The following is a 22,495-nucleotide window of genomic DNA, read 5'->3' as shown; positions in this document are numbered from 1 at the left end:
TTAAGCTAACCGTTACTTCTGCCTTCACGGCTCGGGACTTCCACCCTATAGACTGCGCCCATGCTGGGCGCACCAAATAGAAAGAAGACTGCCTCTTAGGCAGTCTTCTTTCATAATTACACCCAGCCTCCCGGGCAGTCTTCTTTCATATTACACCCAGCCTCTGAAACGGGATGCTTCAGCGACGTTGCGAAGGCCAAGCATGTATGCGGCAAGGCGCATGTTGACTCTTCTGCTTTGGGACAAGTTATACACATTATTAAAGGCTTCTACAAGTTTTTCTCTTAATTTCGTATTTACTTCTTCTTCGGTCCAATAATAGCCTTGGTTATTTTGCACCCATTCAAAATAGGAAACAGTGACTCCGCCGGCACTTGCAAGTACGTCCGGAACAAGCAGAATTCCCCGTTCGGACAAAATCTTGGTCGCTTCCTCAGTCGTTGGTCCGTTGGCCGCTTCCACAACGATGGACGCTTTAATATTTGGAGCGATTTCAGCGGTAATTTGGTTGGCTACTGCTGCAGGTACAATGATGTCGCAGTCAAGTTCAAACAGTTCTTTATTTGTAATGGTATTTTCAAAAAGAGTGGTTACCGTACCAAAGCTGTCACGGCGGTCAAGCAAATAATCAATATCCAGTCCGTCCGGATCATGAAGAGCTCCATATGCGTCCGAGATACCGACAATTTTTGCACCTGCATCATACAAGAATTTGGAAAGAAAGCTTCCTGCATTCCCAAATCCCTGAATAACGATTCTCGCATCTTTCAAATCAATTCCGCGCTTTTTCGCGGCTTCTTCGATACATATGGTTACTCCTTGGGCAGTGGCCTTTTCCCTCCCTTGGGAGCCGCCGAGAACAATCGGCTTTCCTGTAATAAAACCGGGAGAATCATTTTCACGCAGACGGCTGTACTCATCCATCATCCAAGCCATGATTTGGGAGTTTGTATACACGTCGGGAGCCGGAATGTCTTTGGTCGGGCCGACAATTTGGCTGATTGCCCTTACATATTCGCGGCTGAGACGTTCAATTTCACCCATGGACATCGTACGGGGATCACAAACGATTCCGCCTTTTCCACCACCGTACGGCAAATTGACAATCCCGCATTTGATGGTCATCCATAGAGACATCGCTTTTACTTCTTCTGCCGTTACGTCCGGATGATAACGGACTCCCCCTTTGGTGGGACCTACGGAATCATTGTGCTGTGCCCGATATCCGGTAAAAACTTTGACGGAGCCGTCGTCCATTTTTACCGGAATTCTAACAGTCAGCATTCGAATCGGTTCTTTTAACAGCTCATACATTTCCTCCCCAAATCCAAGCTTGTTAAGGCTATCTTTAATAACCTCTTGTGTTGATGTAAATAAGTTAAGATTCTCTGCCATCGTTTTTTTTCGCCTCTTTATATTGTGATCAAAAACATTATACCATTATGATAGAACTTTTTTAATACGTTTCAGCGCCCAATCCAATTCTTCTTGCGTAATAACAAGAGGCGGAGCAAAGCGGATCACATTATCATGTGTTTCTTTGCAAAGCAGCCCCTCTTCTTTAAGCAATTCACAATACTTGCGTGCTTCCTCATGCAATTCTACCCCAATAAATAAGCCTTTTCCCCTGACCTCCTTGATCATCGGGTGTTCAATCTCTTTCAATTTTGACATAAAATACTCCCCAAGTTCAAGTGAACGCGCAGGAAGATTTTCATCTTCCAAGACTTCAAGGGCTGTGATGGACACGGCGCAGGCCAATGGATTTCCTCCAAACGTAGACCCGTGTGAACCGGGAGTGAACACGCCCAAAATATCTTTGTCTGCACAGACACAAGAGATTGGGAAGACACCGCCGCCGAGTGCTTTGCCCAAAATATACATGTCGGGTTCCACACTGTCCCAATCACAGGCGAACATTTTGCCCGAGCGGCCGAGCCCGGCTTGAATTTCATCGGCTATAAAGAGGACGTTGTTTTCTTTGCATACTTGGAGAGCAGCTTTTAAAAATCCTTGAGGCGGAAGGATCACACCTGCTTCACCTTGAATCGGTTCAATTAAAAATGCCGCTGTATTCGGTGTAATGGCTTCCTTTAGGGCATCCAGATCCCCATATGGCACGAGCTTGATTCCAGGAAGCAGCGGACCAAACCCGCGTTGGTATTCCTTTTCGGAAGAAAGTGAAACGGCAGCCATCGTCCTGCCGTGAAAATTGCCTTCACATGCAATGATTTCCGCTTTATCTTGGGCAACCCCTTTTACATCATAAGCCCAGCGGCGGGCCGCTTTGATCGCTGTTTCAACGGCTTCGGCGCCCGTGTTCATCGGGAGGGCCATCTCTTTATTTGTCAATTTGGCAACCTTTTCATACCAAGGGCCGAGCTGATCATTATGAAAAGCCCTCGAGGTTAACGTTACTTTGTCGGCCTGGTCTTTCAGCGCCTGGATGATTTTCGGGTGGCGATGGCCTTGATTGACTGCTGAATAAGCACTGAGCATATCCATGTAACGGTTTCCTTCCGGGTCCCGGACCCATACACCTTCGGCTTCAGAAATGACAATTGGAAGCGGATGGTAGTTGCGGGCTCCGTATTTTTCGGTTTGTTCTATAATGTGGGCTGAATTGGACATTCTATGTTCCCCCTTTTTTATTTTTCGAAAGAAAGCCCTCAAAGGTGAGGGCCATCAAAGCTCTTACAGCATCTCTGACGTTGTCTTCGCCTGCATGTGAAGCAGCAGGTAGTCCGGGCCGCCCGCTTTCGAGTCGGTTCCCGACAGGTTGAATCCGCCGAATGGCTGATAGCCGACAATCGCTCCCGTGCAGCCGCGGTTGAAATACAAATTGCCGACATGAAAATCTTCACGTGCCTGCTCAAGATGCTTGCGGTTGTTGGAAATGACGGCTCCCGTCAGTCCGTATTCCGTGTTGTTGGCGATTTCCAGGGCATGCGTGAAGTCTTTCGCTTTGGAAAAAGCCACGACCGGCCCGAAGATTTCTTCCTGCATGAGGCGGGCTTTCGGGTCCAGGCCGGCAAAGATTGTCGGCTGGATGAAATATCCTTTGGAATCGTCGCCTTCACCGCCAACCATCAATTCACCTTCCGTTTTGCCGATTTCAATGTATTTCATGATTTTATCGAACGCGTTTTGGTCGTTCACCGGCCCCATAAAGTTTTCCGGGTTTGCCGGGTCGCCGACTGTCAATTCTTTCGTGAGCGCCACGGCCCTCTCAAGTACTTCATCATATACGTCTTCTACGATAACGGCTCGGGAGCAGGCAGAACACTTTTGTCCGGAAAAGCCGAATGCCGATTGGACGATCGACTGGGCAGCCAGTTCGAGATCCGCTTCTTTATCGACCACAATCGTGTCCTTTCCGCCCATCTCGGCGATGACGCGCTTCAGCCAGATTTGCCCTTTGTTGACGATGGCGGCCCGCTCGTAAATCCGTGTGCCGACTTCCCGTGAACCCGTAAAGCTGATGAAGCGGGTTTTCGGATGGTCGACGAGATAATCGCCCACTTCCGCGCCGCTTCCCGGGATGTAGTTGACCACGCCTTTTGGCAAGCCCGCTTCCTCCAACACTTCCACAAACTTGGCCGCAACGACAGGGGTAGTGGAAGCCGGTTTTAACAGAACCGTATTTCCGCTGACAATGGAGGCAACTGTTGTCCCCGCCATGATCGCAAACGCAAAGTTCCACGGGGAAATGACGACGCCGACGCCGAGCGGGATGTAATCATAGCGGTTATATTCCCCCGGGCGGCTTTCCACTTTTTTGCCGTCCTTGATCTCCAGCATTTGCCGTCCGTAATATTCCATGAAGTCAATGCCTTCTGCCGTATCGGCATCGGCTTCTTTCCACGGTTTTCCGGCTTCTTTTACGAGAAGGGCGGAAAATTCGTGCTTCCGGCGGCGGATGATGGCCGCAGCCTTAAAAAGGACGTCCGCCCGGACTTCCGGCTTCACTTTTTTCCACGACTCAAACGCTTCCAAGGCACTGTTCATGGCGCGCTCCGCCAGATCCCTGTCCGCCTTGGATACGCGGCCGACGACTTCTTCTTTATTCGCCGGATTGACGGAAATAATTTTCTCCTCGGTCTCGACACGTTCTCCGCCGATGATCAAGGGGTAGTCTTGGCCAAGACAGCTATCCACCAGCTCCAGCCCCGCTTCAAACGCTCTTTTGTTTTCTTCTTTTGAAAAGTCCGTAAATGGTTCGTGCCTGTAAGCAATCATTTCATATCCTCCCTTATTTACCTTCTTTTTATTTTGCCTTTCACAGCAACTTATAAACGCAAAAAAAATTTGCATTAATATGTTGTTCCTGTATATAATAATGCAAAACATTTTAACAAAATTCAAGTATTTTTTATCAAAGGAGAATCTTTCAATGGATCAAAAGCTGCTTTTACATTTATATGACGCCGTTCTGGAATACATAGATACAGGCGTACACGCTGTGGATCCCGCAGGAAAAACGATTATTTATAATCGAAAAATGAGAGAAATTGAAGGAATGGAATTGGAAGATTTATTGGATAAAAACATTATGGATGTTTTTCAATTTCATGATGAGGAGAGTACTCTTTTAAAAGTTTTGCGGACGAAAGAACCCGAGTGCAACAAGCGGCAAAAATATATCAATATTAAAGGGAAAGAAATTAATACTATTAACGACTCGCATCCTGTGTTCTACAATGGGGAAATCATTGGTGCAATAGAGATAGTCAAGGATGTTACCAGGCTGGAGCAGGTTGTGCAAAACCGCCTCCAAAGAGATATGCAAACCGGATGTGCATTTTCGGACTTGACAGGGGAAAATCCCGAATTTGCCAATGCGGTACACCAGGCAAAAAAAATGGCCGGAACAATGCTCCCCGTACTGATCATCGGAGAAGCCGGGACCGGAAAAGAAACCTTTGCCCATTGCATGCACCATGACAGTGAAGTATCCGGAAAGCCCTTTTTTTTATTAAGCTGCAATTCCTATGAAAGCGGGCAATTGGAAGAGATTGTATTTGGCACACATGGCGATCGTGGAATATTGGACGATCCGGGCATCGGAACCATTTTTTTTGATGAACTGACGGCCTTTTCAGTCCCTCTCCAGCAAAGACTCCTTCATATCATTCGTGAAAGAAATCAATTACAGGATAAAACCTTGCCGCGCCTGATTTTTGGAACTTGTCTCGATCCAATAGATGCGGCTGCAGGCGGAAAGCTATTAAAAAACCTTTATTATGAATTGGCGGGTAACGCCATTTTTATCCCGGCCTTAAAAAACAGATTGGAAGACGTGCCGCTCTTAGCTTCCAAATTTCTTAAAGAATATAATGAGCTGCTTGGCGTTTCGGTTCAATCGATTTCGGAAGGGGTCTTTGGGCTTTTTTCCCAATACGACTGGCCCGGAAATGTGAGGGAGTTAAAATATGTGATTGAATCAGCGGTAAGAAATGCCGATGATGCAGAAAGGCTGGACATAAACCATATGCCATCCTTGTTCAGGAAAAAGACGTTCGAAAAGGCGGAAGAACTGCTGATTCAAAGGGGGAGGGAGCTAAAGCCGTTTGATGATTATATGACAGAAGCTGAAATTTACTACTTGCAAAAAGCGTTGAACCTGCACAACCATAATATTACAAAGACGGCCGAATCCTTAAAAATGAGCAGGCAAAACTTGCAGTACCGAATTCGGAAATACGGCCTTCTGGATAAAAACTGAAACCTCTCCCCATTTCAATGGGGAGAGGTTTCAGTTGTAGAAAACTCGGATAGCGCCAAGCCTTCGGGCGAAGGGGCTTCCGCTTTTCTTACATGCTACTTTTTAATCAAGTCCTCCCTTTCAGACTTCTCTATCCACTCTTTTAATTTGGCTTTTAAAGTATTAAAGCCATCTCCGCCTGCTTGCTCCAGTTGGACACTTCCTTCCCGCCTGCGGGATTTGGTTTGTTTTTCCGGAGCTTCTTCTTTTTCAAGTGCACGGATGGAAAGGCTGACTTTGCCTTTTTCCTCATCGATTTGCAACACTTTTACCTTTACTTCTTCACCGATATTCAAAACATCATGGATATCCCTTACAAATCCGTGTTTAATTTCGGAAATGTGTACGAGGCCCTGGGTATCATCATCGAGCGCGACAAAAGCTCCGTATGGCTGGATCCCCGTTACTTTTCCAGTCAATATGTCGCCTTGCTTGTATTGGGTTGTCATGGAAACACTCCTAACTTTTCACTTAACGCAATAGGTAATAATAACATGAAAAAGGGTTAAAATCAATCCGCTGTTTTGAGAAGATGCTGCTTTGAACCGGAAATATATGAAAGCGATCCCGCTTTTTATAAAAAAATAAAATGGAAGTTTTAAAAACCATTTTTTTGGAAATACTTTTATTGTAAGACATTCCAGTATTCCCCCTTTTTTTGATGGTCGTGGCCTGTATCAGGCCACGGATTTTTTTATTGACTTAAGTTATCAATTTGTGATTTAAAGTAAAAAGGAGGGATGTCCGTGGAAACGGGTTTAATCGGAAAAACAGCGGAAATTGACGGCTACCGGATTTATTTTGAAGAAAACAAGAGCTTTGAAAAGAAGCCTGCGATCGTTCTGCTGCACGGTTTTTTATCCTCTTCATTTAGTTTTAGAATGCTTGTCCCCTATTTAACGGATGATTATCACGTCATTTCGGTCGACATGCCCCCGTTTGGCAAAAGCGACAAGTCGAGGAAATATATCTACTCTTATAAAAATATCGCTCAAACCGTACTTCAACTGGCAGACTCCCTCGGTATCGAAAGATTTTCTCTTATCGGGCATTCCATGGGAGGGCAGATTGCGATGAATATCATGCTCCAGGAACCGGAAAAAATTGAAAGAGGCATCCTGCTGGCCGGCTCAAGCTATTATAAACGCGCTCGAAAACATCATATACTGGCTTCTTATATTCCTTTCTTTTCTTATTTTATCAAATATTATTTAAGCAAGACCGGTGTAGTCGGAAACTTAAAAAGCGTCGTGTACAACCAATCGTTAATCGATGGGGCAATGATCCGCGGATATGGAGAGCAATTTGAAGATACAAGAATTTTTTCCGCACTTGCCCATATGATTCGTGACCGGGAAGGCGATCTTCCCGGGGAATTATTGAGGCAAATCAAGACTCCCTGCCTGCTAATCTGGGGAGAGCACGATCGGATCGTTCCCGTTCAAATCGGTGAAAGGCTTGTGCAAGATTTGCAGAACAGCAGACTCGTTGTGTTAAAAAATGCCGGCCATCTGCTGCCGGAAGAAAAGCCGAAGGAAGTGTACGAACAAATCCGGAAATTTTTAAATACCTAACATATTTTTTATAATGGATTGTAATGCTGGCTGCAAAACTGTAATGTAATGAGGAGAGGAGTGCCGTTATGGTTGATTTTGACAAATACATAGACCGCAGAAATACTCAGTCACTCAAATGGGACGGGATGAAAGCAGTTTTCGGAAAAGATGATTTGCTCCCGATGTGGGTGGCGGATATGGACTTTTCTCCGCCCGAGGCAGTGTTGGGGGCGCTGAAAAAAAGAGTGGAGCATGGGGTTTTCGGTTACACTATTGCTACTGACAGTACACGCGAAGCAATGATCGATTGGCTGAAGAACAGACACGGCTGGGACGTTTCTCCCGAATGGATCTTATTCAGCCCCGGTGTCATTCCTTCCATCCGGATGGCGATTCAAACATTTACGGAACCGGGAGACAAGGTACTTTTACAATCACCTGTATACACCCCTTTTTTTCAAATGATCGAAAGAAATGACCGGATAGTTTGCAATTCGCAATTGTTACTGAAACATAACCGGTATGAAATTGATTTTGCAGATTTTGAGGAAAAATTAAAGACGGGAGTAAAACTGTTTTTACTCAGCAGCCCGCATAATCCAGCCGGCAGGGTTTGGACAAAGGATGAGCTTTCTGAGATGGCCAGGCTGTGCCAAAAGCATGGCGTTTTGATGGCAGCGGATGAAATTCATGCTGACCTCGTAGCTTTACCGTATAAACATATCCCGCTCGCGGCACTGGACCATTCCATAGCGGATATGACCCTGTCGTTTATGGCCCCATCCAAAACATTTAATCTGGCAGGATTGCAGGCTTCTTTTATGGTCATTCCAAACGCGGAATTAAGGAAAAAAATGGCCGCCGCCCAGGCCAGGGATGGGGTTTCCATGCTAAATACGTTCGGCCAAGTGGCAATGGAAGCTGCTTATCGCCATGGTAAAAGCTGGCTCGACGCGGCAATGGCATATATTCGCGGCAATATTGAACTTGTCAAGGAAGAAATAACCAGGAATCTGCCGGAACTGACCGTCATCGAGCCGGAAGGTACGTATTTGGTTTGGATTGATTGCCGAAGATTGGGATTGTCCGATGCGGAATTGAAAAAGCGCCTCTTGGAAAAAGGCAAGCTGGCATTGAATGTTGGAGACGCATATGGCCCGGGCGGAGAAGGATTTGTGCGCATGAATGTTGCTTGCCCGCGGGATATCGTCCAGGAAGGCCTGAACCGATTGAAAGCAGCACTCACATAAATGAATTTCGGGAGAGAACGTGAGCAGCAGGATCGTTCTCTCTTTTATTTTGCCGGTTTGCGGTCTTTCGTAATTTCGCCGCAAGCGATCCTTGCCCCGGAATCCCCCGCCGGCTGGGACATGCCATCATCAGCACTTTCATGGATGACCAGTGATGTTCCCTGTCTCGTATAAAGGGAAGTTTTACTTTCCTTGAAGGTTATATCTTTTGCTGTTACTTTAACCTTTGCCTTTCCGTCTTCATCGACTGTTACATTCGGCAAATCTCCAGCATGCGGACCTTTCGCATTCAATAGCCCGTGATCTTTCTTATCCGGGTTGAAATGATTGCCCGCAGACAAAAAATCGGGCGGCTCGCATTTGCCCCGGTCATGAATATGCATCCCAAGCTCACCGGGAGGAAGTCCCTTTAAGTCTCCTTTTAAATATATGCCGTCTGCTTTTTCTTCAAACGTGATTTTCCCCAGTGAATCGCCATCTATGTTCTTTACGTCCACATCCAATTTCTTGGGAGGGGTCCCTGTACAGCCGGCAAGAAAAAGAACGGCTGCGATCCCGAATTTTCTAATATTCATTCCTTCCCCGCTCCTTTCTTTTCCCATTGTAACCATGAAGCGGCGGGTTTATTCCGGATCCCGGCGGGATGGAGCGCATGAAAAAAGCACCCTCGTAAAGGTGCGTTAAACATGTTTGCTATTTCGTTCCCGGTTAATGCGTTCTTCCATTTCTTTCGTTTCGAGCTCCTGCTTTTTCGAAACTCTTTTGATCAGCATAAAAGTCAGAACACATGCGACACCGAAGATCGCCATTGAAATGGCTGCCGGAATGTATTCTGACTTGTCTTCGGGAAAATAGAGAAATGGCATATATATCATAAAGGAATCTAAGATCGATGACATGAGCGGCGCATCCTTTCCTCACTGGATATTACCTCTATTATAGCAAGTTTCAGAAGGCCATTCCAATGTTGAAAAGGTGACGATTAAGGGACAATATACGGGAGCATCGCTCCAATAGATAAAAAGCAGCGGTGTTACCTTATTCCTTGATTATATCAATACTTTCAATCGTAATGTCTTCCACAGGCCTGTCCGCCATGCCAGTTTCGGCGTTGGCAATCCTATCGACCACATCCATGCCGCCAATCACTTGTCCAAACACGGTATGCCTAAAATCAAGATGTGGTGTTCCCCCCCTCTCCATATAAGCTTCCACCATTTCTTTCGGAAAGCCGGCATTTTCCATCTGGCCCTTCATTCCGGGATCCAAATGGCTGTTATGAACGATGAAGAATTGGCTTCCATTCGTATTTGGGCCGGCATTCGCCATGGAAAGGGCCCCGCGCAAATGAAACAGTTCGGGCGAAAACTCGTCCTCAAAAGGCTCTCCGTAAATGCTCTCCCCGCCCATGCCGGTTCCGGTCGGATCCCCGCCTTGAATCATGAAGTCTTTGATTACCCGGTGGAAAACAATCCCGTTATAGTAATCATTTTTGCTGTGGGTGATAAAATTTTCTACCGTTTTCGGAGCTTGTTCAGGAAATAATTTTATTGTGATGGCCCCCAAAGAGGTATTCATTTGTACGATTTTTTCATTTTCCGCTATTTCAGCCAATTGCGGATAACTTGTTTGCTCTGCCATATTTGCATCTCCTTGTCTGTTCAGGATTTATTCTCTTTAACCAAGGTTACACCTCAAAACATACTTTACAGGAATCTCGATAAAAAATCATCCTTCTTTCATTTTTTCATGTTCTCCTCCATAATGATGGTAAGAGGTGATTGCTATGGAAATCGGCCAGATTGTAAAAGCGTTCAAGAAGACGGGTACATATATCGGGGAAATTACTGCCATTAATCCTGATCATTATACTGTGCGCATTATGGCAGTTTTAAAACATCCAATGCAAGGAGACCTCCATAACCCGAGACAGGCAGATGTTCCTTTCTTTCCCGGAAGAAAAGCGCTCGCCTGGCGTGAACAGACAAATGTTCCTGCCAACATGGTCCGCCCTTTTGACGGCAGGGTTCCCGACTACAAAGAAAGTTTGCTGAAAGCAGTTCAAAAGTTATATGATGAGCTTTCCGCGAAACGAGATGATCCATATTGTGCCCGAAGCCTTGAAGCATTGCGTGAATCAATGCAGGATTATGAACTGATGTATTCCATTGATTTTTCGCCCCTTCGAAAAAGCTGAATCATGTGAGGATTCGGCTTTTTCCAATGCTAATGAGTTGAAATGCCAGTCTGCTCGTATATAATAATATTTAGTCACACGAAATAAAAGAATAAGAAGGTGTTTTTTATCAATCATGAAAAACGGAATTTGTTGATCATGTTGGTTTGCAACTTCCTTGTGGCCGCCAGCATGACAATGGTTCTGCCTTTCATTTCCCTTTATATTAGTACCTTTGGGCATTTCAGTGATGAGTATGTACAGCGTTGGGCGGGCTTTATCTTTGGGGTAACGTTCGTAACAGCTTTTCTGATGTCCCCGATTTGGGGACGGATCGGTGATAAATACGGTTTTAAGCCGATTCTGATTATGAATGGTGTAGGAATCGCGGCTAGTATTTTCTTGATGGGGTTCATGGATCACGTACATGGGCTTTTTTTGTTGCGGATGATAATGGGTATCGTTACAGGTTTTATTCCCACTTCCACAGCCCTCATATCCAAGCAAACCCCCAAAAAAGAAGTTGGAAGGACGCTCGGAACGCTGCAAATGGGAACGGTGTCCGGAACGTTGTTTGGACCTGTTATCGGAGGACTGATGGCCGATTCATTCGGCTTTCAATATACATTTGTCATTACATCCGTTTCCATTGTCATTGCAACAATCGTTGTGATCTTTGGCATCGTTGAAAAAACCCCGGCCCCTGGAGAAAAAAAGAAAATCCAGCCTTCCAGGAAAGACGTCATTCGGATGATCGCAGAACGGCGCATGCTCCTCAGCGTCATGGCCATTGCTTTTATCATTCAAGTGGGGCTGTTCAGCATTCAGCCCCTCCTCGCCCTGTACGTAAGTGAGCTGACAACCGGGGGAAACACTGCCTTTCTTTCGGGTCTCGCTTTTTCTGCGACCGGCTTCGGAAACCTGCTTCTCACAAGAAAATGGGGAGATTTGGGAGATCGCATCGGATATGAAAAAGTGTTAATGATCCTGCTTGTAATTGCTGCAATCTTAATTGTACCGCAAGCGCTTGTTACGGCTCTTTGGCAGCTTGTATTTCTCCGCTTCCTGTTTGGTATGGCGATCGGGGGAATGCTTCCATGTATTACCGCCCATATCAGAATGGAAGCACCGCTTGAGCTGCAAGGTGAAGTGCTTGGCTATAATCAAAGCTTCCGCTTCCTTGGCAACGTCGCAGGTCCTGTCATTGGCGGCATCATTTCAGCCCATTTGGGCATTTCATCCGTGTTTTACGTTACGGGAAGCCTGTTCCTTTTTGGTTTTGCCTTGCTATGGTGGAGTATGAAACAAAAAGAATCGAGATTTAAGGAGTTATTGGATGAAATGCATTCAAATTAAACTACTCCTGCTTCATTTTTATTTGAACAGGATTCTGCCGTACATTCCCCATCCAAATCTTGATTTGGCGGGAAATGTCGGCGGTCAAACCATTAAGGTTTTTTTTGCACGATGGCAATGGTGCATCTGGATATGCAAACAAGGCGTTCTTGTTCATCCCTTATTTTTATATCCCAAACCATCGTTGTGCGGCCGCGATGAAGGATTTCCGCAACGGCTGTAACCATGCCGTCCCGCATCGACCGTATATGGTTAGCGTTAATTTCCATGCCGAAACAACTTTCTTTGTCCAAGTCGATCATCATGGCGGCACCGATGCTTGCGGCAGTTTCAGCGAGTGCCACGGAAGCTCCCCCATGCAAATAGCCGAACGGCTGCTTCGTTTTTTCATCAACAGGCATGGTCGCTGTTACTTTTCCTTCTTCCATTGATATAATTTCAATTCCCAAAGCATCATGCAACGTATTTTTGGCCAGCTTTTTCATTTTTTCAATATCCATATGTATTCTCCTCCTTTTCCTCGTTTAAAAAAAGGAAGCCCATCTGCGAACAGCCGACGGGCTTATTTTTACTCATCACCAATATGGTGGTCCGTAGCCATAAGGTGCCCCATAGGGATAGAATCCCGGATAAAATGGCCGTGGGCGGGCCAAAGCACTCCCAAGCCCTCCACCGATTAATCCGCCAACAAATCCGGTAAGGAAAGGCCATCCCCAAAAAAATTGCCTGCTGTAGGCTGCCGGTACAGGATTTCGAAAGTAATACATAACCAGTTTACCTCCTCCTTTGCCGAAGGCTAAAAAGCCTTTCTCTACTATGTATGCGGCAAAGGGCCGGTTGGGATGGGCATTCGTTCCATGGATGACCGTCGGCCGGGCCCATTCATGTGTGATCGCACACGAGAGCTGCAAGGGTTCTAACCATCACACCTGTTGCCCCGGATGGACCAAGCTCGTGAGCTTTTTTCGTTGTGGCTGTACCGGCAATGTCAAGATGCACCCAAGGAGTAGCTTCTGCAAATTCAGCGAGAAATGCTCCTCCCATAATAGCATGGCCTTCCCGTCCCGGTGAATTGTTTAAATCGGCAATTTTGCTGGAGCGGACTCTCTCTTTGTCTTTTTCTGTAAGAGGGAGCCTCCAAATAAACTCACCGGTTTTTTGTGAAGCCTCAAGCACCTTTTCAAACAAATCCTTATCATTGGTCAAGGCGCCTGTTTTATCAAGACCAAGGGCTACGACGACCCCGCCCGTTAAAGTAGCCGCATCCACCAAATATTCAGCCCCTTGCATTTTGGCATACGTAATTGCGTCAGCGAGGACGAGGCGCCCTTCTGCATCGGTGTTCAATATTTCGATGGTCTTGCCGTTTAAGCTTGTTATGACATCGTCCGGTTTAAACGCTTTTCCGCTCACCATATTATCGGTAGCAGGAATCACTGCCACTACGTTTTGATCCGGCCGCAGTTCACCGATAATTTCCATGGCACCCAATACGGACGCTGCCCCTGCCATATCCGTCTTCATTTCAACGATGCCCGATTTGGGTTTTAATGAGTAGCCTCCCGTATCAAACGTAATCCCTTTACCGACAAGTCCGATTACATCTGTCCATTGCTCTTGACCTTGGTATTTCAGGACAATCATATAAGGAGGTTCTTCGGATCCCTGGTTGACGGCAAGCATGGCACCCATTCCGAGTTTTTCCATTTCTGCCTTTTCCAATATTTCCAGTTCAAACGCAAGCTGCTTTGCCATATCTTTCGCATATTCAGCGAGATAAGCCGGGTTGAGCAAATTGCTTGGCATATTAACGAGTGTTCGTGCGGAGTTTGTGGCTTTTCCATAAATCATGCCGGTTTTCAGGGACTTTTCTATTTCCTGCTGTGGTTCATTTGTAAAAACACTCATTTTTTCAATCGTTACATCCGGTTCATTCGATTTTTGTTTATAACCCGGAAATTCGTATGTTGCCATTGTAAAAGCCTCGCCGAATAGTTGGGCAACACAGCCACCACTTAGGCCCGCATGGATAAAAGAGTCAAGGGCAACAGAAAAAGATTGGACCTGCATCTCTTTTATCTTTTTGCAAGCTTTGCCGATTGCTTCCCGAAGGCGACTGGCTGTCAAAGTTTTTTCTTTGCCCAATCCGACAAAAATGAATCGCTTAATGGGGGACAACCCAAGGCTATGTACTGTGTGAATACTTTTAAACTTTGCTGAAAGATCGCCGCTTTTGACAAGGTTTGTAAATTCCCCCTTAAACATTTGATCTAGGACTTGCAGGGGGCCCGAAAATTTTTCCGGCTTGTCGAGCAATCCGACAATCATACATGCTTGCTCCGTTTGAAAAGGATTGCCGTTTTGTGCATGAATGACGTCCATTTCATCCAACTCCCTTCTTTTGATTATTATAGACGAAACAACCGGATGCATCGAGCAGGCAGGTTTGTGTTTTTCACTGAAAAGGAAGTGATTTCTTACCTCTTGGTTGTGGTATGATAAAGAAAAGAAGACGCTGTTGGAAAAGAAAGGATGTAATTGGATGGACCTTTTTTTCAATTTCCCCCTTTGGTCTGCCCTTGCTGCAATTTTCTTCGCCCAGTTTATTAAGGTGCCGCTTCATTTTTTTTTCACCAAAAGGTTAGACTGGTCTTTGTTGACTTCTACAGGCGGAATGCCAAGTTCCCACTCTGCGGCTGTAACGGCCCTTTCCACCGGCATTGCATTGGAAACGGGATTGGGCTCGTCTTTATTTGCCGTTTCCGCCGTATTTGCCATTATTGTCATGTTTGATGCGACAGGAGTACGCAGGCAGGCAGGGGAACATGCTATCGTACTCAACCAGCTCGTATCCGATTTTCAGCGCTTTATTGAAGAAGCGAAAGAATGGCCGGAAAAACCGGAGCAGGAGAAAAGGGAAGAATTGAAAGAACTGCTTGGACACAAGCCGGTGGAAGTTTTTTTTGGAGGGCTGACCGGCATTGGATTAACTCTGCTACTGCAGTATATCTTTCAAGGTTAACTTATTTGCGTAATATCAAAAGGGGCTGCCCATTTTTTAATGGCGGGCGCCCCTTATATGTTAGACAGCCTAGTTTTCTTTCATATTCTTTAAATAGTTTTGACGGAATACTTGCATGGCTTCATCTTCGTTTAAGGCAGTGATTTCCTCTTCCGTTATTTTTCCGGACCCCATTTGGATAATGTGAACATCGACGGTACGCTTTCCCCATTCCTTATAAACTTCCTGGACTGAGTCAAAATAGAGATCTATTTTATTGCCTTTAATGGCAGATCCCGTATCGGCCACAACGCCATATCCATAACCCGGTATAAACAAAATCGTTCCGATCGGAAATACAGAAGGATCGGCTGCAACCGTCGAATAGAGATCTCTTTTTACTTTAACCCCCGAGTATGTAATGCCGTAAGAAGGATGTCCCGGTTTTTTGCCTGTTGATTCTTCACCGGCAGTATATCCGGTGGCAACAACCTTTTTTACCGGGTATTTCGACCAATCAAATGATTCCTCCAAAGAAGGTGTATGATTTGCTGCTTCGGCTTGTATAAGCGTTTCATCGGTTTTTTTTGGATGATCACTTGCTTTGGCGATCATGTTTTGAACAAGCGAATAGGTGTGGATGCCCGACAATGTTTCATAAGTGGCCGCCAACGCGAAAAAAAATAATACAGTCATGGCAAGTCTTCTGCCGTAAAGAACCATCATGAACATGATTCACTCCTCTCATGGCTATTATTTCCCTGCATAGAGAGGAAGTATTCATTTTTCAGCTTAAATGGAAAAACTTGGTGATGCCTGGCCCAAATGTTAATTATCCGCACGAAAAATAGAATTACTTTTTTTACACATTTTAAATCTATACGGGCGACTTCCATCATAACGAAAAAAGCACCTCCCGGTGCTTTTTTCTTTAAAACATCCTGTAGCCTTTTTTTCTTAAATAACGCATTGTAAAACCCGCTGCTATGGCCCCCGCAAGACCGCTGGCCAGAATGACCAAATCGGCAGGCGCCAAATTGGAGAGGGTTGCGCCCAAACTTGAAAAGGAAGCGGCAGGTGATGTAAAATATTCCATAAATTTCACTTTATCTACAATCAATATAGCAACGATCGGATAAATGATTGCCATAATCCATGTCATTCGCAGCAACATATTCAATAAAAAACCAATTCCAAAAAAAAGGACAAAAAATAACAACATGGAAATGAGCAGGACAGGAATGGTCATGGGCATGGATGTTTCCTCCTAGTGTTCGCTACTAACAAGTTTACAAAATGGCAAATAGAGCGTCAATGAAGAGATTGGGACGAATTCATGACATTTGCCGGCAACGGCTTCAGCTTATAAAAATAATTTATACGCGGTGTATCCAAATTGGCTGCCTGGATTCAAGCCCGGCTTCTCTTTTTGCAGCGGAAACACCCCTGTTTTCATTAATTCTCTCAACATTAACGAAGAGTTCTTATCAAACGTCAATTGCTCGGGTGCCATCCAGCGGGCCACTTCTATTTCACGTTCTTGTATAAAAAGAGTCGTATTTTCCGGAGTGCAGGCAAATAAAATCATATTATCGCTCACCAATTCTTCGATGACGCCGGTTCTAAGGCCCAGCAGTCCATCAACCCGACAGACAATTCCTGTTTCTTCAAGCACTTCCCGTTTCACTGCTTCATCGGCTGTTTCACCTGCTTCAACAAAGCCTGCAGGAAGGGTCCATTTCCCTTTTGCTCCGCCATATTTCTTTTTAACGACTAGCCAGCGGCCTTTCTTGTCAATGACCAAACCACAAACAGCAAGCCATACATTTCCCCTTTTTTGATTCATTTTCTCATCCTTGTTATTTTGCATAGTGAAAAGACAGAATCAACATCGATTCTGCCTTCCCATCTAATGGCTTATTTTAATACGTTGAATTTGCCTTTTTTCATTGTGAGCGGGATCCCGCCAATCATATACAAGGCACGATTGTCAATCATTTTTTTCATGAAGGAGGCTTTTGTTCCGGTCATTTTCTTTCCAAATACAACACCAATCGCATCATCATCACCCAGGGAACAAACCGTTCCTTTATTGTCAAACGTGAAAGTGTTAAGATCTGTTTTTCCATTCACAAGCCTGGCAAGATTCGCGGCGACCAATTCACCTTGCTGCATCGCAATTTGTGCAGTTGGCGGATATGGACGGTTGATCTCTTCGTTAATAACAAGAGAACAGTCGCCAATGACGAATACATCCGGCTGTCCCGGCGCACGTAAATCCGGTTCCACTTTAACACGGCCGCGCATGTTTTCAAATCCGGATGCTTCAATGATTGGATTGCCGCGGACTCCGGCAGCCCAAATAACGGTTCCCGCTTTAATTTCTTCAGTTTCATCTTCGCCTTTTGCAACGATGATACCTTCCGGGGTTGCTTCTTTAATGGCGGTTCCGATGCGGAACTCAACATTTTTTCGTTCAAGCTGGGCTGTCGCATATTCAACCAATTCCGGATCAAACCCGGGCAGCGCTGTCGGGGCAGCCTCCACGCAAACAATTCTCACGAGATTTTTATCAATGTCGTATTCTCTGCAAAGCTCTGGAATACGGTTGCCCAGCTCTCCCAAAAATTCGATTCCCGTAAATCCGGCGCCGCCCACTACAATTGTAAGGCGCTCCGGCTTTTCGCCCTGCTCTGCTCGATATGTAGCAAATTGATATTCAATATGCTCGCGAATTTGACGGGCGGAGTTTACGTTTGTAATCGAAAATGCATACTTATCAAGCCCTTTAATGCCGAATGTTTCAGGTGCTCCTCCAAGAGCAACGACTAAATAGTCGTATGTCACTTCGCCATTTTTAAGGAGGACTTTCTTCGCTTCCAAGTCGACTTTTTCCGCCGTATCCTGGATAAATTGCACTTTGCTCTTATCAATGACGTCTGAAATCGCATAGCGGACACGATCATGGTGCAATGTTCCGGCAGAAGCTTCATGCAGCCATGTCGTTTCATAATGGTAATCATTTTTATTGATGAGAACAATGTCGGCATCATTGCTTCCAAGTTGCTTTTGGAGACGTGTGACTGTCATTAAACCTCCATAGCCGGCGCCGAGTATTACAATCTTTGGCTTTCTCACTTTTATCACTTCCACCTTTACATAATATTCAATAGTACGTTTGAATTGCCCGGGCACAAAAAAATATTGTGATGCACTTCACGTACCAACACAAAAAAAAAGAAATGAAATGTCACAAAAACTTAATATATGTTCATCATATGGCTTTTACATGCTTTTTTCAAGCAGTTTACAGGAAAAACAACACTTGAGAAAATTCAGAAATATTGACAAAAAAACAGCAGCTTTTCCAATCCATTTTCGGGCATTTTATATGCAAAATTGGATGATGTATGTCACAATAGTGAAGTGTTATGATGAAAAAACTTTAAGGTTTTGAACTGGAGGGATTTTCTTTGAAAGAAGATCAACAAATATATGACATGACCATTATCGGGGCTGGCCCCGCGGGACTATTTACCGCCTTTTATGCCGGGATGAGAAATTCGACCGTGAAAATCATTGAAAGTCTCCCTCAATTGGGTGGACAGCTTGCGGCTTTGTACCCCGAAAAATATATATATGATGTGGCAGGTTTTCCGAAAATTAAGGCCATCGATCTTGTCAACAACTTAAAAGAGCAATTAACGTTATTCGAGCAAACGATTTGTTTGGGTCAGTCCGTCCAAAACGTTGAAAAACTGGAAGACGGAACTTTTAGATTAATGACCGATAAAGAAATCCACCATACAAAAGCAATCATTATTACGGCGGGAATCGGAGCCTTCCAACCACGCCGCCTGGAACTGCCGGGAGCCGAAAATTACGAAGGCAAAAACCTTCATTACTTCGTGGACGATATGAAAAAGTTTGAAGGCCAAAGGGTTGTCATTTTAGGCGGGGGAGACTCGGCCGTAGATTGGGCGCTCATGCTGGAGCCGATTGCGGAACAAGTAACTTTGATTCACCGCCGCGATAAATTCCGGGCCCACGAAAGCAGCGTGGAGCAGCTGAAAGCTTCTTCGGTCGAAATAAAAACCCCTTTTGCCGCAGCCGATATGGTTTGTGACGGGGAAGCGATCAGAAGGATCATTATCCAGGAAGTACGGGGTGAAGCGGTTGAGGAAATTGAACTGGATGCACTCATTTGCAACTACGGGTTCGTTTCTTCACTCGGCCCCATTAAAGATTGGGGAATTGACATCGAGAAGAACTCGATCGTCGTCAATTCAAAAATGGAAACGAATATCCCGGGCATTTATGCAGCCGGAGACGTGACGACATATGATGGTAAAGTAAAACTGATTGCAACGGGATTTGGCGAAGCGCCTACCGCCGTCAGCAATGCAAAGGCATATATTGATCCGAAAGCCCGCCTGCAGCCGATGCACAGCACCTCCCTTTTTGACAAATAAAAAAGACCTGAACGATCGGAAGCTCGGTTCCCTTCAAGGGGCTGGCAGCCGACGAAAATAATCCGCCTGAGCCATAAAAACAAGGGTGGATTATTTTTTGATTAATAGATAATATTTATTAATCACTATATAAAATGCAACGTTAAAATCTGACAAAAAGCCATTGCGTCTAGTCATTGATCCCCCATCCTTTTTTGACTATTAGTATTCTATACCCGAAAAGATCGGTAATGTGATTCCGTTCCTTTGACCGTTTTCAGTGAAATAGTGCCTGCGCGGGCAATGGGATTCCGTTCTTTTGACCGTTTTCGGTGAAATGACGGCTGAATGGGCAATGGGGGACCGTTCCTTTGACCGTTTTCGGTAAAATAGCGCCTGCGCGGGCAATAGTGAGCCGTTCCGTTTACTGTTGTCGGTGAAATGCTATCTAAACAGCATGGCATTGGCTCGCCAGGCCAATGAATAATGAATACCGATCGTCTAAAATGATTGCGTGTTAAACTCTTACATTCATTGTCTATAGCACTGAATCCTCTGGACTAACTCGGTTGATCGCCTTTCTTTTTCATTTAATCGTCCGTTTCGATTCCATAAAAAACGCCTCCTAACGTATGATTGAATACGTCAAGAAGCGTTTCTTGCGAGTAGATATTTGCTAAACCGTCAGGTTATTTACGCATCCCTTTGCAGGCTAAATACGCAAGTCCCACCGCTATTTTGTACTAACAATTCTCCGGCGTTCCGGCTACTTTGGCAGTCCGGAAAGACGATCCGCAGCCGCAAGACACAAGTGCATTGGGATTATCGATCGTAAATTAGGCGTCTAGTTTACGGTAGATTAAAAAACGGTAATATCAACGTTTGCCATGCGTAATGGCGATTGTTTTCGTTCAAATGGATTAATTACAACGCCTTTAAAGGGCGATTAATTTCGTTAACCCAATTTTACCCGAAGCATTCCCGTAATACAAGCGTTATTCGCATCGAATGGCAGATAATACACCGATATGGGGTAGCGTCAGGAAAGTGCGGATTTACAACGTTAAGGAAATCAAAATATAAAAAGTCTAATTTCTCGGTGTTATAAGTGAAAAATTAGGCTTTAGTTACTTCATTAAAGCGCCTGATTGATGAAGACTAAAGTTTATATTCACCAAGAAAATTGATGTGCTCTTATCCTAACAAATTGTAAAAAAGAGACATGAATGTTGCTTTTTTTCATACTGTATTTTTGGAGGTGGAAAAATGGCAAGAGTCGCTTACCGAGATGCAGACGTTGATTTAATGGCAAGGATGATGAGAGCAGAGGCTGAAGGTGAAGGAGTACAGGGGATGCTATATGTTGGAAACGTGATTGTAAACCGTGCTGTAGCTGATTGTGCGGATTTCAAGGATGTAAGGACCATTAAAGATGTTATTTTTCAAGTACAAGGGGGAAATTACTCCTTTGAAGCTGTGCAAAAAGGCAATATGTTTTATCAACGAGCAAGAGAATCTGAAAGAAGATTAGCAAGAAAGAATTTGGAATATTGGAGAGATTACCCAGCGAAATATGCTCTTTGGTACTTTAATCCATATGGTCCGTGTCCTCCAACATGGTATGGCCAACCTTTTAGTGGTCAATTTAAACAACATTGTTTTTATGAACCAGCGCCTGGAACATGTGAAAGCGTTTATAGTCGTTGAGGAAAAGATTCGAATATTTTTAAAAACTAAAACTTTTAGCAGCAAAAAAAGGATCTTCTTACTGGAAGATCCTTTTTTCAGTGTCTATAAACATGGTTTTGGTTCCCTTGATGGCTAATGGTTTTATTCATTTCTTACATATTCAATTTCAAAGGAGGATTTCCAATAAAATCACTTTTTCTTTTTTCGGTCCGAATTTTTGCGATTAGCTCATTCTATAAGGGAAGGAACAGTTTCAGCATCCCTTATTATGGGGAAATTAGGTTCTTATTCAAGACAAAACAGCTTGGCTACAGCCTTACGTGAGATGGGCCGAATAGAAAAAACGATCTTTATTTTGAATTATATTTCGGATGAATCATTAAGAAGAAAAATACAAAAAGGATTGAATAAAGGAGAAGCCATGAATGGACTGGCAAGAGCTATTTTCTTCGGAAAACAAGGCGAGCTTAGGGAACGAACCATACAGCATCAATTGCAAAGGGCCAGTGCCTTAAATATAATCATTAATGCCATCAGTATCTGGAATACTTTACATCTAACAAAGGCAGTTGAATATCAAAAACGGTCAGGTAGTTTTAATGAAGAATTATTGCACCATATGTCACCTCTAGGTTGGGTACATATTAATTTACTTGGAGAATACCATTTTAATTCGGAGAAAATGGTCTCGTTAGATTCTTTAAGACCCTTGAAACTTTCTTAACCTTGTTAAAACTGGGGGAATAGTCGGGGAAATGGGCTTAGCGTTGTAAATCCGCATTTTCCTGACTGTACCCCTATTACAGGTTCCAATCAATTGTGGGAAGCGGATATTAAATACGGCTATATCGAAGGGGAAGACCGTTTTCTTTTTATCTTCTCCATCATTGATGTGTACGATCGTTCCATCATCGACTACCACATCGGTTTAAGGTGTAGTGCGAACGATGCCATCCAGACACTGAGCCGATCCTTATTAAAACGCCAACAATACGAACAAACGGAAAAGCCTGTGATGCGGACAGACAATGGGCCACAGTTTATTTCTCATACCTTTGGGCAGTTCTGTGAGAAAACCGGCATGGAACATGAACGAATACCACCCAAAACACCCAATATGAACGCCCATATCGAGTCCTTCCACCGCATTCTGGAAGATGACTGTTTATCAAGATTTTGATATGAAAATAACATTTTGCTTGAACGCACTGTTTCAATTTGTCAAGTACGCGGGAAAAATTCCCATGTAAAA

General features: G+C 44.5%; 23 protein-coding genes and 2 pseudogenes. 10 read left to right on the top strand and 15 right to left on the bottom strand.

From position 1 onward, the window contains the following. Window positions 1-150: 150 nt before the first annotated feature. The 3 genes from AB1L08_RS17175 to pruA form a co-directional block, all read right to left on the bottom strand. On the bottom strand, window positions 151-1,395 hold the full coding sequence (locus AB1L08_RS17175; protein ID WP_413065876.1) for a Glu/Leu/Phe/Val family dehydrogenase: 1,245 nt from the start codon (window positions 1,393-1,395) through the stop codon (window positions 151-153). Window positions 1,396-1,440: 45 nt separating this feature from the next. Then, window positions 1,441-2,631: an ornithine--oxo-acid transaminase gene (locus AB1L08_RS17170; RefSeq protein WP_413065875.1), complete on the bottom strand. Its 1,191-nt coding sequence runs from the start codon at window positions 2,629-2,631 to the stop codon at window positions 1,441-1,443. A 63-nt stretch (window positions 2,632-2,694) separates the two neighbouring features. Then, window positions 2,695-4,239 (bottom strand): L-glutamate gamma-semialdehyde dehydrogenase, encoded by a 1,545-nt coding sequence (gene pruA / locus AB1L08_RS17165; protein ID WP_413065874.1) that lies wholly within the window; start codon window positions 4,237-4,239, stop codon window positions 2,695-2,697. Window positions 4,240-4,393: 154 nt separating this feature from the next. Between pruA and AB1L08_RS17160 the strand changes: the two genes are divergently transcribed. Further along, a complete protein-coding gene (locus tag AB1L08_RS17160; protein WP_413065873.1) occupies window positions 4,394-5,725 on the top strand; it encodes a sigma 54-interacting transcriptional regulator in 1,332 nt (443 codons plus the stop codon). 95 nt (window positions 5,726-5,820) lie between these two features. On the opposite strand, the gene yugI is transcribed toward AB1L08_RS17160, so the two are convergent. After that, entirely contained in the window at window positions 5,821-6,213 is a 393-nt protein-coding gene (yugI, locus tag AB1L08_RS17155) for a S1 domain-containing post-transcriptional regulator GSP13 (RefSeq protein WP_413065872.1), read from the bottom strand. A 291-nt stretch (window positions 6,214-6,504) separates the two neighbouring features. Between yugI and AB1L08_RS17150 the strand changes: the two genes are divergently transcribed. Both AB1L08_RS17150 and AB1L08_RS17145 read left to right on the top strand, forming a co-directional pair. Continuing rightward, entirely contained in the window at window positions 6,505-7,338 is an 834-nt protein-coding gene (locus tag AB1L08_RS17150; RefSeq protein ID WP_413065871.1) for an alpha/beta fold hydrolase, read from the top strand. Between the two features lie 68 nt (window positions 7,339-7,406). Continuing rightward, a complete protein-coding gene (locus tag AB1L08_RS17145) occupies window positions 7,407-8,570 on the top strand; it encodes a MalY/PatB family protein (protein ID WP_413065870.1) in 1,164 nt (387 codons plus the stop codon). Window positions 8,571-8,614: 44 nt separating this feature from the next. Here AB1L08_RS17145 and AB1L08_RS17140 read toward each other — a convergent pair whose 3' ends face one another. The 3 genes from AB1L08_RS17140 to AB1L08_RS17130 form a co-directional block, all read right to left on the bottom strand. Further along, window positions 8,615-9,145 (bottom strand): superoxide dismutase family protein, encoded by a 531-nt coding sequence (locus tag AB1L08_RS17140; protein WP_413065869.1) that lies wholly within the window; start codon window positions 9,143-9,145, stop codon window positions 8,615-8,617. 105 nt (window positions 9,146-9,250) lie between these two features. After that, window positions 9,251-9,469, bottom strand: coding sequence for a hypothetical protein (locus tag AB1L08_RS17135; RefSeq protein ID WP_413065868.1), 219 nt, complete (start codon window positions 9,467-9,469; stop codon window positions 9,251-9,253). A gap of 139 nt (window positions 9,470-9,608) precedes the next feature. Beyond that, window positions 9,609-10,211: a peptidylprolyl isomerase gene (locus tag AB1L08_RS17130; RefSeq protein ID WP_413065867.1), complete on the bottom strand. Its 603-nt coding sequence runs from the start codon at window positions 10,209-10,211 to the stop codon at window positions 9,609-9,611. Window positions 10,212-10,356: 145 nt separating this feature from the next. Here AB1L08_RS17130 and kapB point away from each other — a divergent pair, with 145 nt between their 5' ends. Together kapB and AB1L08_RS17120 are read left to right on the top strand one after the other, a co-directional pair. Further along, a complete protein-coding gene (kapB, locus tag AB1L08_RS17125; RefSeq protein ID WP_413065866.1) occupies window positions 10,357-10,767 on the top strand; it encodes a kinase-associated lipoprotein KapB in 411 nt (136 codons plus the stop codon). Window positions 10,768-10,875: 108 nt separating this feature from the next. Then, window positions 10,876-12,102, top strand: coding sequence for an MFS transporter (locus tag AB1L08_RS17120; RefSeq protein ID WP_413065878.1), 1,227 nt, complete (start codon window positions 10,876-10,878; stop codon window positions 12,100-12,102). A 92-nt stretch (window positions 12,103-12,194) separates the two neighbouring features. Here AB1L08_RS17120 and AB1L08_RS17115 read toward each other — a convergent pair whose 3' ends face one another. The 3 genes from AB1L08_RS17115 to AB1L08_RS17105 all read right to left on the bottom strand — a co-directional run bounded on the left by AB1L08_RS17115 (window position 12,195) and on the right by AB1L08_RS17105 (window position 14,484). After that, window positions 12,195-12,602: a hotdog fold thioesterase gene (locus AB1L08_RS17115; protein ID WP_413065865.1), complete on the bottom strand. Its 408-nt coding sequence runs from the start codon at window positions 12,600-12,602 to the stop codon at window positions 12,195-12,197. A gap of 75 nt (window positions 12,603-12,677) precedes the next feature. After that, the gene (locus AB1L08_RS17110) at window positions 12,678-12,869 is read right to left on the bottom strand and encodes a hypothetical protein (RefSeq protein WP_413065864.1); all 192 of its coding nucleotides are present in this window, start codon (window positions 12,867-12,869) and stop codon (window positions 12,678-12,680) included. Between the two features lie 115 nt (window positions 12,870-12,984). Continuing rightward, window positions 12,985-14,484 carry a leucyl aminopeptidase gene (locus tag AB1L08_RS17105; protein WP_413065863.1) on the bottom strand — a complete coding sequence of 500 codons (1,500 nt, stop codon included), beginning with the start codon at window positions 14,482-14,484 and terminating at the stop codon, window positions 12,985-12,987. Between the two features lie 160 nt (window positions 14,485-14,644). On the opposite strand from AB1L08_RS17105, the gene AB1L08_RS17100 reads away from it, so the two are divergent. Further along, entirely contained in the window at window positions 14,645-15,124 is a 480-nt protein-coding gene (locus AB1L08_RS17100; protein ID WP_413065862.1) for a divergent PAP2 family protein, read from the top strand. 69 nt (window positions 15,125-15,193) lie between these two features. On the opposite strand, the gene AB1L08_RS17095 is transcribed toward AB1L08_RS17100, so the two are convergent. The 4 genes from AB1L08_RS17095 to AB1L08_RS17080 form a co-directional block, all read right to left on the bottom strand. Continuing rightward, the gene (locus AB1L08_RS17095; protein WP_413065877.1) at window positions 15,194-15,829 is read right to left on the bottom strand and encodes a 3D domain-containing protein; all 636 of its coding nucleotides are present in this window, start codon (window positions 15,827-15,829) and stop codon (window positions 15,194-15,196) included. Window positions 15,830-16,034: 205 nt separating this feature from the next. Continuing rightward, window positions 16,035-16,358 (bottom strand): YuiB family protein, encoded by a 324-nt coding sequence (locus AB1L08_RS17090; protein WP_413065861.1) that lies wholly within the window; start codon window positions 16,356-16,358, stop codon window positions 16,035-16,037. Window positions 16,359-16,466: 108 nt separating this feature from the next. Beyond that, window positions 16,467-16,949, bottom strand: a complete 483-nt coding sequence (locus tag AB1L08_RS17085; protein WP_413065860.1) for an NUDIX domain-containing protein — start codon at window positions 16,947-16,949, stop codon at window positions 16,467-16,469. A 71-nt stretch (window positions 16,950-17,020) separates the two neighbouring features. Further along, window positions 17,021-18,250: an NAD(P)/FAD-dependent oxidoreductase gene (locus tag AB1L08_RS17080; RefSeq protein ID WP_413065859.1), complete on the bottom strand. Its 1,230-nt coding sequence runs from the start codon at window positions 18,248-18,250 to the stop codon at window positions 17,021-17,023. A gap of 326 nt (window positions 18,251-18,576) precedes the next feature. On the opposite strand from AB1L08_RS17080, the gene AB1L08_RS17075 reads away from it, so the two are divergent. Then, window positions 18,577-19,575: an NAD(P)/FAD-dependent oxidoreductase gene (locus AB1L08_RS17075; protein ID WP_413065858.1), complete on the top strand. Its 999-nt coding sequence runs from the start codon at window positions 18,577-18,579 to the stop codon at window positions 19,573-19,575. Between the two features lie 722 nt (window positions 19,576-20,297). Here AB1L08_RS17075 and AB1L08_RS17070 read toward each other — a convergent pair. Next, window positions 20,298-20,390 (bottom strand): annotated as a pseudogene (locus AB1L08_RS17070) (iron-sulfur cluster assembly accessory protein); the annotation flags it as partial. A 430-nt stretch (window positions 20,391-20,820) separates the two neighbouring features. Here AB1L08_RS17070 and AB1L08_RS17065 point away from each other — a divergent pair. From AB1L08_RS17065 to AB1L08_RS17055, 3 genes and pseudogenes are all read left to right on the top strand, one after another. Beyond that, window positions 20,821-21,261, top strand: coding sequence for a cell wall hydrolase (locus AB1L08_RS17065; protein WP_144463703.1), 441 nt, complete (start codon window positions 20,821-20,823; stop codon window positions 21,259-21,261). A 193-nt stretch (window positions 21,262-21,454) separates the two neighbouring features. After that, window positions 21,455-21,967 (top strand): annotated as a pseudogene (locus AB1L08_RS17060) (Tn3 family transposase); the annotation flags it as partial. A gap of 93 nt (window positions 21,968-22,060) precedes the next feature. Beyond that, window positions 22,061-22,423, top strand: coding sequence for a DDE-type integrase/transposase/recombinase (locus AB1L08_RS17055; RefSeq protein WP_413065857.1), 363 nt, complete (start codon window positions 22,061-22,063; stop codon window positions 22,421-22,423). The last annotated feature ends 72 nt before the right edge of the window (window positions 22,424-22,495 follow it).

The organism is Siminovitchia jepli (genome assembly GCF_047228825.1).
Classification (GTDB): domain Bacteria; phylum Bacillota; class Bacilli; order Bacillales; family Bacillaceae_C; genus Siminovitchia.
This window is presented reverse-complemented; position numbering and strand designations above follow the sequence as displayed.